The sequence below is a fragment of the Streptomyces sp. NPDC058052 genome, assembly GCF_042885515.1.
Classification (GTDB): Bacteria; Actinomycetota; Actinomycetes; order Streptomycetales; family Streptomycetaceae; genus Streptomyces.
Genome location: NZ_JBHVRX010000044.1, coordinates 1 through 11,504, shown reverse-complemented (window position 1 = coordinate 11,504; position 11,504 = coordinate 1). Strand labels below are relative to the sequence as shown.

Genomic DNA, 11,504 nt, shown 5'->3' with positions numbered 1-11,504 from the left:
CACGAGCGCCTCGGCGCCGTCGTCCCGCTGGACGTCTTCTTCGACACACCCACCGCACGCGACGTCGCCGACGTCGTCCGTGCCCTGCGCGAGGAGTCTCAATGACGGAGTCAAGCCGCCTGCGTGACCGGTGGGGCGGAGGTGAACACCCTTTCGTCACGCAGCAGCGCCCACAACACGCTCACTCGTCGGCGGGCCAGAGCGATGACGGCCTGGACGTGCTTGCAACCCTCGGCCCGCTTCTTCAGGTAGAAGTCTCGGTTCGGGCCCTCGCGGATGATGCTGGTCTGCGCGGACATGTAGAACACCCGACGCAGCCGGCGGCTGTAGCGCTTGGGCCGGTGCAGGTTGCCAGTCCGCCGCCCGGAGTCGCGTGGCACGGGCACGAGTCCGGCCGCCGATGCCAGATGGCCGGCGTCCGCGTATGCGGCGAGGTCGCCCGCAGCGACGACGAACTCGGCCCCAAGAAGCGGGCCCACGCCGGGCAGCGACTCGATGATCTCCGCTTGTGGATGGGTGTGGAACGTCTCTCGGATCTGCTTGTCGATCCGCTTGAGCCGGTCGTCCAGGGCCAGGAGCTGTGCGGCCAGGTCGGCAACGATCTGGGCGGCGATGTCCTCGCCGGGCAGGGCGGTGTGCTGGGCCTGCGCGGCTTCCAGCGCTGTTATGGCCACCGCGTCGGCGCCGCGGACCCCGCGGTTGGCCAGCCAGGCCGTGAGCCGGGCCTGGCCGCGACGGCGCAGGGAGGTCGGGGTCTGGTAGCCGGTCAGCAGCACTACAGCGCCCTTGTGGTTGCTGTAGTCGAATGCTCGCTCCAGCGCAGGGAAAATGCCGGTCAGAACGTCGCGCAGCCGGTTGATCAGCCGGACCCGGTCGGCGACCAGATCGGATCGATGGGCGGTCAACAGGGCGAGGTCCGCGACCAACTGGGCGGGCACGTCGATGACGGCGAAATCCCGTCGTTGGCGGGCAGTTTCGGCGATGACGTAGGTATCACGGGCGTCGGTCTTGGCCTCGCCCCGGTAGGCGCCCGCCATCCGGTTGACCGTGCGGCCGGGAACGTAGACGGCCTGCTGACCGTGAGCTGCGAGCAGGGCCAGAAGGAGGGCGGAGGCTGTGCCCGAGATGTCCACTGCCCACTGGACCTCGGTGGCCAGTTCCAGGATTTCGCCGAGCGCGGTCAGGATCGCCGACTCGTCGTTGTCGATCTTCTTCGACCACAGGGTCGCGCCAGTCTCATCGACCACCGCAGCCCAGTGATGGCCCTTGCCTGCATCGATGCCGACCCAGACCCGGGTGCGTCGCTCGCTCACTTGCCCCTCCCAGCCCCAACAGCATGCCGTTGGCCCGAGGAACACCCCGCTGTCATCTCCGTAAAAAGCGACCGAAGCGCACATCTCAATCAGCAGCCAGGGCGCCCCGAAGAGCCGGGCGGCCACTCCTCGCAAGCCACTGAAGGCAAGCAGCCATAAGCCACACCCGGCCCTCCCGGGCCGCCTAACAACTTACGGAGCAGCCATGAGCAACGAGACCCGCTATGCCGTCGTCGTCAACGACGAGGAGCAGCACGCCGTCTGGCCGGAGGGCGCCCCGCTGCCCGAGGGCTGGCGGCCCGAGGGCTTCGCCGGCACCGAGGAGGAGTGCGTCGCGCACGTCGACCGCGTCTGGCCCGACATCCGCCCGCTCAGCCTGCGCCGCCGGCTGGACTCCGAGCGCTCCGGCAGCCGGGCGGAGGCCCGATGAACGCGCCGGTGGACGCGCGTGCCCTGCCGCCGGACGCCCTCTCCGCCGAGGAGGCTCCGCAGGGAGCCCCTCCGGACCCCGGGGATGCGCTCCGCCGGCAGGTGGCCGTCCTCGTGTCACGGTCCACGGACGGGCTGCTCGGTGTCCGGGAGCTGCTCGACTCCACCGAGCCGCTCGCCGCCCTCGGCGTCAGCTCGCTCTCCCTGCTGCGTCTGGTCGACGCCGTGGAGGAGACGTACGGCGTCTTCGTCGACCTCGGCGACCGGACCCTGCACACCGAGGGCCTGCGGGGGCTCACGGAACGTCTGGTCCGGCTCGGTGCGGAGGCCACGCGGTGAGCCCCGCCGGCACGAGCGCTCCTCCCGAGCGGCAGGCCGCGTCCGGGGACGGCAGGCTCCCGGACGAGGTCCTGGACATCCCCTTCGCCGCCGGCCGGTCGGGCGGCGCGCCCCTCACCTGGGGCCAGCGCGCCATCTGGCACGCGATCGGCCGGACCGCCCCCAACGACCACTACTTCAACCTCGGCAGGATCCTGCCCCTCGCCGACCGGGGCGCCCCGGTGGACACCACCCGCCTCCGCACGGCGCTCACCGCGCTGCTGGTACGCCACGAGGCACTGCGCACGCGGGTGGTGACCGACGGCGGCGAGCCGGCGCAGCGGCTCCACGCGGAGGGGCGGGCGGAACTCGTCGTCCGCGACGAGCCCGATCCGGACCGGGCCGGACAGACGGCCGCGGAGCTGCTGGCGGAGCTGTCTGGACGCCGGTTCGGGTACGCGGAGGAGTGGCCCGTGCGGCTGGGCGCGGTCCGCAGCCGGGGGCGTGTCACCCACGCCGTGCTCGCGCTGTGCCACCTCGCCGCCGACGGGCACGCCGCGGAGGTCCTCGTGCGGGACCTCCGGCTGCTGGTCCGGCGCGGAAGCGCGGGCCCCGTCGGTCCGGAGACCCCGCTGGACCTCGCCCGGCACCAGCATGGTCCGGCGGGACGCCGGGCGAGCGAGATGGCGCTGACGCACTGGGAGCACGGGCTGGCCCAGGTGCCGCCGACCATGTTCCCCAAGCGAGTGGCGGAGCCGCTGCGGCCTCGGTTCTGGACGGGCCGGCTGGTGTCGGCCGCCCTGCCTCGCGCCGTGGACGCGGTGGCGGTCGCCCACGGGGTGAGCGGTTCCACGGTGCTGCTGACCGCGGCAGCGGCGCTGGTCGCGGCCGGGCAGGGACATCGGGCCGCCGCGATGATGCCGATCGCGGGCAACAGGGCGGCGGAGCGGCGGCGGAACCTGGTCAGCACGTTGTCGCAGGACGCCCTGTTCGTCCTGGAGCTGCCCGAAGACCCGTCCGGGGAGGCGGTCTTCACGGACCTGCTGGCCGGGGCGTGGCCCGCCGCGCTGGCCGGCTACCGGGCCGCCGCCTACGACCCGGTCGGCTGGGACGCGCTGCTGGAGCGAGCGGCCCGTGACCGGGGCACCGAGGTCCATCCGTACTGCTGCTTCAACGACATGCGCCTGGTGGACCGGGCCGCTGCCACCGGCCCGGCGCCCGGCGCCGCCGAGCTGGCGGAGCTGCGCCGCCGCACCGTCCTCGACTTCCCGGCGACGCAGGAACGTGTGGCCTGCCGCTACTGCCTCCACCTGACCGGAGACGCGGATGCTCTGACCGTCACCCTCACCGCCGACACCGCCTACCTGCCGCCGAGAGCCATCCACGCCCACCTCCGCGGCATCGAGGACATCGTGGTCGCGTCCGCCGCGGGGGCGCCGCCCCCGCTCTCCCGGCTGGCCGGGCTCCTCGCGGGACCGGAGGTCCGCCGGTGAGCGGCGGGCGCGCGCCCCGGCCGCTCGCCCACGCCGACACGACATCCTGCGCACAGGGCGGGCGGATGGGGTTCCACGTGACCGCGGGCGACGGGGGCCGGTTCAGGGGCCGGGTGGTCGTCTCGGACGTGGTGGCGGAGCGGGTCGTGGCGGAGGCGGACGTCACGGGGTCCGGCTGGACGCTCGACGTGCCGGCGACGTGGCCGAGTTCGCTGTACCGCGCCTCCTTCCACGACGCCCGTCCCGAGACGCCCGCGCCGGAGCGGGACGCCGAGCACGAGGTGTGGTTCGTCGTACGGGCCGCGCGGCCGGGCGGCTCCTCCACCGTCCTCGTCTCCGTCCCCTTCCCGACGTGGCGGGCCTACCACCGGGCCGGCGAGCCCGGCCGGAGCATCTACTACGCGGAGCAGCCGACCCGCACGGCCCGCGTGCCGCTCGCCGCGCCGGGCGGAGGACCGCCGCCGGAGCGGTGGGAGGAGCCGCTGCTGCGCTGGCTGCACCGGACCGGGCGCCCCGTCGAGTACTGTTCCGGCTTCGACCTGGACGACGGAACCGGCCTCCTCTCTGCGTACCGGCTCCTTGTGGTGAACGGGCACGACGAGTACTGGACGGCGGGGATGCGCGACTCCGTCGAGGGGTTCGTGCGGCGGGGCGGGAATCTCGCGGTCTTCGCCGGCAACACCGCCTGGTGGCAGATCCGGCTGGAGGACGGGGGCCGCACGATGGTCTGTCACCGTGACGCCGCCGCCGATCCGGTCACCGCCACCGACCCGGCGCGGACGACGGTCGAGTGGTCCAGTTCCCCGGTCGACCGGCCGGAGAACACCATGACCGGCGTCAGCTTCCGGCAGGGCGCGGGGGCCTGGGGTGAGGGCATGACGCGCATCGCCCGCGAGGCGTACACGGTGCGCTTCGCCGATCACTGGGTCTTCGAGGGCACCGGGCTGTGCGACGGGGACGCCTTCGCGCGCGGGGCGCTGGGGTACGAGACGGACGCGGCGGAGCTGGACTGGTCGGCCGGGGTGCCGCGGGCCACGGGTCGCGACGGGACGCCCCGGTCGTTCTCCGTGCTCGCCACCGCCGACCTGCGGCACTGGCGCGCGTACGGCCAAGGCGGCTGGGCGACGATGGGGGTCTTCCGCGCCGGGGCGGGCACCGTCTTCAACGCCGCCACCATCAACTGGGGCCGCGCTCTGCACGACCCCGCGGTCGCCCGCGTCACCCGCAACGTCCTCGACCGGCTCTCGGGCGCCGCACCGGCCCCGCGTTGGCACACCGTCGGCGCGGCGCCCGGCCTGCGGGCGCTCGCCGTGTGCGAGGGGCTGCTCTTCGCCGTGGCCGAGGACGGCCGGACGCTGCTCCACCGCGAGCCCTCCGAGCAGAACCTCCCGTGGACCCCGTGCCCGTCCGCCGACGGTCCCCCGCCGCCCGAGCTCCGCTGCCTGACGGCGCCGCGCGAGGCATGTCATCCGATGCCGCTGGCCTTGCTGGCGGTCACCGGCGACGACCGGCTCGTGCACCGGGCCCCGGTGCCGGGTCCCGCCCCGTGGCTCCCGGCGGGGCGGGCGCCGGCGGGGGCGACGGCCCTGGCGATGTGCGACAACAGCCTGTTCGCGGTGACGCCGCACGACGACGCCCTCCACCAGCGCCCGGCCGGTGACTTCGACGCGCCGTGGCGACGTCTTGGCCCGGCGGGCAAGGCGTCCGCGCTGGCCGTCCTCGGCGCCCGCCTGTACGCCGTGACGCCCGACGGCCTCCTCACCCGTCCGCCCGTCCTCACCGACGCTCCGTTCGCGCCGTCGACGCCCCCGGTCCCGTTCCCTCCGGCGAGGGCTCTCGCCGCGCACGCGGGACGCCTGTGGGCGGCGACCGAGGACGACCGGCTGATCAGCCATCCGGGAGTGTGACGCGTCCCGGGACAGGCGGTCCCCCCGGTGAGGGTACGGTCCTGGACCTGGCGCGCGAGCCGCGCGCGGGGCTGCTCGAACGGCGGAACGGCGGAACGGCGGAGGCGGCGTCGATGACGTTCACAGCGGCAGCCGCCGGCAGCGGGACGGCGCCGCAAGGGCTGGCCGGTGGCACGGACCGCGCGGCGGATCACGGACTCGTCCGAACGGCCGCACGACGTGGCACGGCTGCCCCGGCACGGGAAGGCTCGTGCCCACTCAGCGACCGGGAACAGAGAGGAAACGACCATGCCCCTGACCGCTGTCGAGGAATACTTCGCTGGTCTGGACACGGCGTCGCGAAACGCTTTCCAGCATGTCCGCGCGATCGCCCTGCGGATCGTCCCCGACGCGCAGGACGGCAGGAGCTACGGCATGGCGGCCCTGCGGTTCGAGGACAAGCCCCTCATCGGCTTCCGCGCCGCCAAGGACCACTTGAGCATCTTCCCGTTCAGCTCCGAGGCGGTGGACGCGGTACGTGACCGGCTCACGGGCTTCGACCTCTCGAAGGGCACCATCCGCTTCTCTCCGGACCGCCCGCTCCCCGACGACGTCCTCTCGGACCTCATCCGCCATCGTCTGGACGAGATCGCAGGCTGACCATCCGAGGTGCAGCCGGTTGAGAGGAGAACCTGTCCGGCTCGCCCCATCCAGCTCTGGCTCACGGCCCGACGCGATCCGATCCGTACGTAAGAACGGCTTGGCCGATGGGGAAGAGGCCAGGTCGGTTCGAGAGTGCCGAGGCTGTTGAATCTGGCTCCCTCCGGGCCGGTGAAGCCTTCCCGTAGATCGGTGGGCGGCCCCTGGTGCTCGTCATGGTGGCGGTCGGGCGGGTACCGGAAGACGCCTTGGTTTGACCGGGAAGACACAGGCCCACTGAGAGATCGCGTGCCTGGGTGCCTCCGCGGTCGCCACCGTCAAGCACCGTGCTGCGGACCGGCAGACGGCAGGTCTTCGCGATCAATCCGATGGCCGCCGCCCGCTAACACTGGGATTCCTGCCGGGCACTCCGGAAACTCGGACCAGCGGACCTCCTCACACCCCTGGAGCGCGGGAAGCCCCAGGCCGGCATCAGGCACCCGCGGGTACTCGTCGAGGAAACGCGCGATCACCGACTCCTTGGCGGCCATATCCACCCTGTACATCTGACTCCCCCGTCCTGCCGCCACAAGCCCCGAACTCCCCGTTGGCGGCACTCTGGCGCGACCGGAGAACAGCACGCAACCCAAGACCACGAACCGACCCTGTTCGACTCAAGTAGAGCGCCCTGAGGCGTCTCTCACGGCCGGCAGGCGCACAGACCTTGCCCGCCCGGCCGTAGGCCCCATACATAGTGTGTTCATGGATGGATTCGTGGGTCAGGCCCGCCTCGAATGGTGGGCCAATCACGTGACGTGCCTCGAGAAGTACGACATCGACGTCATCGTCACTGTCGACGCGGTCGGTACATGGTGGGCAAGCGGCCAGCATGCCCACGCCCTCGGCACGACCCAGCGCGAGGGATGGGACTTCCTCATGGAGATGGACCCCTATTTCTCCCTCGTGCTCCCCGGGGAGGAGCAGGGCGGGGTACTCGTGAACGTCGTCGAGGCAGAGGATGGAACACTCACGCTCACAAAGGCGTCAGACGCAGATGGTCAGGCCCCTCACTGATCATTCAGAACGAAGTCCGACGACGGCAAGGCATATGAGACTGCGGGCCAGTTCGAGCAGACCCTGACGCGGATTCGCACGTCGTTCTAGCGGATGCGGAGCCGCTTGAACTGGTGCAGCCAGGCGGAGCTGCGCTCGACGACCCAGCGCACCTTGCCCAGCCCAAAGCAGTGGTCGACCCGTCCACGGCGCACTCGTCCAGACGTAGAAGGTCAGCACGGCGCAGTTCGGCCAGTAGCGCCGCATGCGGACTCGGCCATACGCCGGCCCCGGTCCAGTCCCGCAACCGACGCCAGGCCGACCAAGATCGCCGAGCACAAGACCCATGGCCCGGCTCATTCTGAAACGATCAGTGCGATCGGCCCGGTTCGCTCACCGACACGGCGGTCCTCGCGGGCGATGCCCACACCGTGACGACGACCGCGTCGCGGAGTTCCACGACACCGAAGATCCGTTCGACCGCCTCGATCAAGGCAGCGGCTGTCCTCGCGGACAGGATGGTCTCCGGAAGCAGTCGCCGACATTGATGAAGAGCGTCTGCTCCTTCTCCTGGCCTCCACCATCTCGACGTCGGCCTCCACACGCTTGAGCATGACCCCGGGTTCGGCCGGCAACGACGCCAGCCACTGGTCGGTGGGGCGGTCGATGCCCGCGGGCTGCCAGAGGCTGCCAACCGGTGTACGTACCCTCGGGCACTCTCTCGACGATCGGCCAGTCCTGGCCGTACACCCGGATCAGCCCTTGGTCCACGGTGGCCCGTAGACCTCAGTGGCCCAGATCTCGCGCTCATGGACAGCTCCGAGCCGACACAGCCGCCGAATGCGCCTTGGCGAGGTCCCCTCGCGGCATGCCACAGGAAGGTCGTGCTCCCCCACCGCCTGGTGACGATGCATTTCGGTGACGATTCGAGAAAGCGGTCAGGTCTGTCGTGCGACTGCGGGACACGCTGGGCGCATGGCGAGACAAACACTGGTCAGGACGGAGCCGTCGGGTGGCTGCCTCCTCAACGGATGCGTGGCCCTTGTGGGGCTGGTGCTCGTGGCCGTCCTCGGCGTGTGGATCTGGCTGGAGACGCAGCCAGGGCGTGACGAGGCCCAAGCGCGCGAGAACCTGCAGGCGAACGCCGAAAGGCTCCGCGACCGGCTGGGCGACGCAGCGGCCGACGGCAGCCTTCTCGGTCCGGAGATCGCTCAGGTGCTCCCTCCCTCGAAGCCCGCCAAGGGCGTCGTCAGCGTGACACGTCGCGGCGAGGCGGTCACCGTGATCGCGGAACTGCTCGGTGAGGGACCCCCACGGTCCTTCACCTCCGTGTATCAGCGGTCGGTGACAGGTTGCTACGCCTTCGAAGTGTCGCCCTCTCCCCCTGGGACCCCGCAACTCTCCATCCGAGAACTCCCACAGGAGGCGTGCACCGCAACCTGACGCGCACCACCACAACGCCCTCGCCCCACAGCGAGTTGCCAAGAGCGTGCATGCGCCGGCACCGACGCCACCCACCGCAGCCGGCGCGCCGCCCCAATCGTCCCCCTGCTCCACCGCGAGGCCGACCACGCCCTGCGCGGCTTCACCCGCGCCGACCCGGCGCGCTGGGGTCGCCCGGTCATCTGGACCGCGGGCACCTGGCGGCACTCGTCCTGACGACCGGCTCCATGCCGCCTTTCGATGACGGGACGCCAGACCTACGGCTGTCTTAGCCCGAAGCGGCACAGCAACAGCGCCACGGGCAGGGAGGGGATCGAGATGAGCGGCTACACCGGCTGGGGCTTCGACCCGATCGGGGCACGCACGGTGACACCGGCTCGTTCTGACGGTCTCGCCCTGGCCACCGGCAGAATCGGGCGAATCGTGGAGCACCGAGCGAGGGAGAGACTCACCTTTCGCAGCGCCTGGAACGGGGCCGCCCTCGCACTGGGCGGCTGGATCTCGGTCCGGGCACCATTCATGGGGGTACGGGTTGACGGAATCGTTCTGCGACACCAGGGCATCCTCAGGTACGCATCGGCGCCCTGGCCGAGGTCGACTCACTCGCCGTTGACGGCACAGGCGGTCTCCTGGCTAAGGAGATCCCCGTCATGCGAGAGAAGGACGGCAAGGAACGGCCCATGCCTATTCTCGCCGACTACACGTGGGGAAAGCCCGCCAACAGCCGAGTGCGGACTCAGTTCCTGACGATGAAGCAGGTCAAGAAGAGAACGGCCGAGAGCTGAGCCATTGCACGGGAGAGGGGTACGAGGGCATCGACCTCGCCTGGGGCACACACGGCGACTACCGGCTGGGAATCATGCTGCTCGTGACGCAGCCGGCCCGCACCTGATGGGTGCGGACCGAGGACCAGACGCGAATCGTCCAGCACATCCGCAATGGTGGGCCGAACCAGCGCTTCTCCCTCCATCCGGCCGGCCAGGGCTTGTTCGAGATCGGAACGTTCGCCGGAAAGCGGCTGGATGTCCTTGAGGCCCGCACTGACGACCACGCCCCGATCGTTCAATACACCCGCCACGCGGGCCCGAACCAGCTCTTCCGCCTAGGAGCTGTCCGGCCGATCATGTGACTGCCACTTGGTCGGATCATTGTCCTATGCATGGGGCGGGGAGAACGCGGTGATCTGTCGGATGCGGAGTGGGAGCGGTTGCGGCCGTTCCTGCCGGTGAGCAACGGTCGGTGCGGGCGGTGGCGTGATCACCGGCAGGTGATCGACGGGATTTTGCATCGGGTGAGGACCGGGGTGCACTGGCGGGATCTGCCGGAGCGGTTCGGTCCGTGGAAGACGGTCTACGAGCGCCACCGGCTCTGGTCGGCCGACGGCACTTGGGAACGGCTGCTGCAACAGGTTCAAGCCGCAGCCGACGCAGCCGGCGAGATCGATTGGGACGTCTCGGTGGACTCCACCATCGTGCGCGCACATCAGCACGCAGCCGGCGCCCGCACCGACCCGCCGCTGGCCCTCGTTGGCTCAAAGGGGGGCGAGACGCTGGAACACCAGGACGAAACTCCGTGGCAGAGCCTCGTCGGCCGCCTGGCGGAGGTGGCGCGGGAGGCGAGGGCCTGGGGCGCTCGCGGGGCGGCTTCACCAGCAAGATCCACCTGAGCGCGGACGGCTTCTGTCGCCCGCTGTCCCTGATCGTCACGCCGGGGCAGCGGGCCGACTGCACCCAGTTCGTTCCGGTATTGGAGAAGATCCGGGTCCCTCGCCGTCGGCTGGGCAGGCATCGTAAGAAGCCTGACAGCGTCGCGGCTGACAAGGCATACAGCAACGGTCCTTGTCGTCAGTACCTGCGGCGTCGCGGCATCCGGCACACGATCCCGGAGAAGGCCGACGGTCAGGCCGCCCGCCTGCGCAGAGGATCACGTGGTGGACGGCCACCGGGCTTCGACGAGGACCGGTACAAGAAGCGCAACACCGTCGAGAGGGCCATCAACAAGCTGAAGAACTTCCGGGCTGTCGCGACCCGCTATGACAAGCGCGGCTATGTCTTTCTTGGAACGGTCACTGCCGCGGCCCTGGTCATCTGGCTGCGGTCATGAATCGACGTGCCGGTCGTCTGTCTCGGACGTAACCGGCTCGGTGCCAAGCGGCCAGCGATAGCCGGCGTCATGCAACTTGCTCAACGCCGAGTGATCATTGGCCACCAGCACCTGGGCCAGCCGGGCCGCCGTGGCGACTACGGCAGACCAGCCTGGTGAGTCCAGATAGACCTCGTCGGGGGCAGCGGCGCCAACCGACTCCTGTACCACGCCGTAGGCAGCACCAAGGCGCGCCATCAGCTCGACTTCCTCCTCGCTGCGAAGGCACTGCCCAAGCCAGGGCAGAGGATTGTTCGCATCGCAGAAGTCGTCGAAGAGCACGTGCACGGTGTAGTCGAGATCCTCGAACTGATCCGGATCGAGCCACACCTCTCGCTGCCATGTCGGACTGGCGAGCGCCACGACCGCAGGCACGACATGGAGGCGATAGTGAGGCAGAGCAATACCGTGATCAATCACGAGCCAAGGGTACGCAGCCGTTGATCGGCCGGACAGCTCCTAGTGTTGGTCGGCTCGGAGAATCTGCCCGAGTAGCAAGCTTCCTTGTCTGCATATGTGTCGGGGCGCGGCGGCCCGCTGGCGGGCGGTGAACGCTCCTCATCTCGTCGCTCTTGTCCGCGCCGGAGCCCGGTTTGAGGGCGGTCATCTTGTCGAAGGCTCCGAGATCCTCGCGGCGTGACCGAAGCCGCGAGGATCGGAGCTGCCGTCAGGCGTGGGACTACTGCACGCGGATCTGCCGCGGGGTGTGAGTGCGCAGTGCTTCTGTGAACCACGTGAACACCGGTGCCAGGCTGGGCGGGACGGGCCATCCGTTGATGACGGCCAAC

Annotated in this window: 11 protein-coding genes and 1 pseudogene; 8 read left to right on the top strand and 4 right to left on the bottom strand. The window is 70.5% G+C overall.

Translation table 11 applies throughout. From position 1 onward, the window contains the following. Positions 1–110 precede the first annotated feature (110 nt). Positions 111–1,313, bottom strand: coding sequence for an IS110 family transposase (locus ACFVU3_RS36175; RefSeq protein ID WP_390073029.1), 1,203 nt, complete (start codon positions 1,311–1,313; stop codon positions 111–113). A gap of 205 nt (positions 1,314–1,518) precedes the next feature. Between ACFVU3_RS36175 and ACFVU3_RS36170 the strand changes: the two genes are divergently transcribed. From ACFVU3_RS36170 to ACFVU3_RS36145, 6 genes are all read left to right on the top strand, one after another. Continuing rightward, positions 1,519–1,743, top strand: a complete 225-nt coding sequence (locus ACFVU3_RS36170; protein WP_390073028.1) for an MbtH family protein — start codon at positions 1,519–1,521, stop codon at positions 1,741–1,743. Next, a complete protein-coding gene (locus ACFVU3_RS36165) occupies positions 1,740–2,081 on the top strand; it encodes a phosphopantetheine-binding protein (protein ID WP_390073027.1) in 342 nt (113 codons plus the stop codon). Before ACFVU3_RS36170 ends, ACFVU3_RS36165 begins: the two co-directional genes overlap by 4 nt. After that, positions 2,078–3,553, top strand: a complete 1,476-nt coding sequence (locus tag ACFVU3_RS36160) for a condensation domain-containing protein (RefSeq protein ID WP_390073026.1) — start codon at positions 2,078–2,080, stop codon at positions 3,551–3,553. Before ACFVU3_RS36165 ends, ACFVU3_RS36160 begins: the two co-directional genes overlap by 4 nt. Before the next feature lie 65 nt (positions 3,554–3,618). Further along, complete coding sequence (locus tag ACFVU3_RS36155) at positions 3,619–5,460, top strand: N,N-dimethylformamidase beta subunit family domain-containing protein (RefSeq protein ID WP_390073025.1); 1,842 nt, start codon at positions 3,619–3,621, stop codon at positions 5,458–5,460. Positions 5,461–5,748: 288 nt separating this feature from the next. Further along, positions 5,749–6,099: an iron chaperone gene (locus ACFVU3_RS36150; protein WP_390073024.1), complete on the top strand. Its 351-nt coding sequence runs from the start codon at positions 5,749–5,751 to the stop codon at positions 6,097–6,099. Between the two features lie 741 nt (positions 6,100–6,840). Further along, the gene (locus tag ACFVU3_RS36145; protein ID WP_390073023.1) at positions 6,841–7,152 is read left to right on the top strand and encodes a hypothetical protein; all 312 of its coding nucleotides are present in this window, start codon (positions 6,841–6,843) and stop codon (positions 7,150–7,152) included. Here the strand turns inward: ACFVU3_RS36145 and ACFVU3_RS36140 are convergent. Then, positions 7,153–7,453: pseudogene (locus tag ACFVU3_RS36140) on the bottom strand (hypothetical protein); the annotation flags it as partial. It lies immediately after the preceding gene. Positions 7,454–8,106: 653 nt separating this feature from the next. Here ACFVU3_RS36140 and ACFVU3_RS36135 point away from each other — a divergent pair. Beyond that, on the top strand, positions 8,107–8,574 hold the full coding sequence (locus tag ACFVU3_RS36135) for a hypothetical protein (protein WP_390073022.1): 468 nt from the start codon (positions 8,107–8,109) through the stop codon (positions 8,572–8,574). A gap of 736 nt (positions 8,575–9,310) precedes the next feature. Here ACFVU3_RS36135 and ACFVU3_RS36130 read toward each other — a convergent pair. Next, positions 9,311–9,625 (bottom strand): hypothetical protein, encoded by a 315-nt coding sequence (locus ACFVU3_RS36130; RefSeq protein WP_390073021.1) that lies wholly within the window; start codon positions 9,623–9,625, stop codon positions 9,311–9,313. A 108-nt stretch (positions 9,626–9,733) separates the two neighbouring features. Between ACFVU3_RS36130 and ACFVU3_RS36125 the strand changes: the two genes are divergently transcribed. Next, positions 9,734–10,677, top strand: a protein-coding gene (locus ACFVU3_RS36125; RefSeq protein ID WP_390073020.1) for an IS5 family transposase whose coding sequence is annotated in 2 segments (ribosomal slippage) — positions 9,734–10,189 and positions 10,192–10,677 — 942 coding nt in all. Because the reading frame shifts where the segments join, the coding sequence is not laid out codon by codon here. On the opposite strand, the gene ACFVU3_RS36120 is transcribed toward ACFVU3_RS36125, so the two are convergent. Then, positions 10,672–11,136: a hypothetical protein gene (locus tag ACFVU3_RS36120; RefSeq protein WP_387270061.1), complete on the bottom strand. Its 465-nt coding sequence runs from the start codon at positions 11,134–11,136 to the stop codon at positions 10,672–10,674. The two genes, ACFVU3_RS36125 and ACFVU3_RS36120, sit on opposite strands and share 6 nt — an antisense overlap. Positions 11,137–11,504: the final 368 nt, after the last annotated feature.

Coding starts and splice junctions, on each gene's coding strand:
- ACFVU3_RS36165 (WP_390073027.1), top strand. CDS start 1,740: ATGAACGCGCCGGTGGACGCGCGTGCCCTGCCGCCGGACGCCCTCTCC.
- ACFVU3_RS36145 (WP_390073023.1), top strand. CDS start 6,841: ATGGATGGATTCGTGGGTCAGGCCCGCCTCGAATGGTGGGCCAATCAC.
- ACFVU3_RS36155 (WP_390073025.1), top strand. CDS start 3,619: ATGGGGTTCCACGTGACCGCGGGCGACGGGGGCCGGTTCAGGGGCCGG.
- ACFVU3_RS36150 (WP_390073024.1), top strand. CDS start 5,749: ATGCCCCTGACCGCTGTCGAGGAATACTTCGCTGGTCTGGACACGGCG.
- ACFVU3_RS36135 (WP_390073022.1), top strand. CDS start 8,107: ATGGCGAGACAAACACTGGTCAGGACGGAGCCGTCGGGTGGCTGCCTC.
- ACFVU3_RS36170 (WP_390073028.1), top strand. CDS start 1,519: ATGAGCAACGAGACCCGCTATGCCGTCGTCGTCAACGACGAGGAGCAG.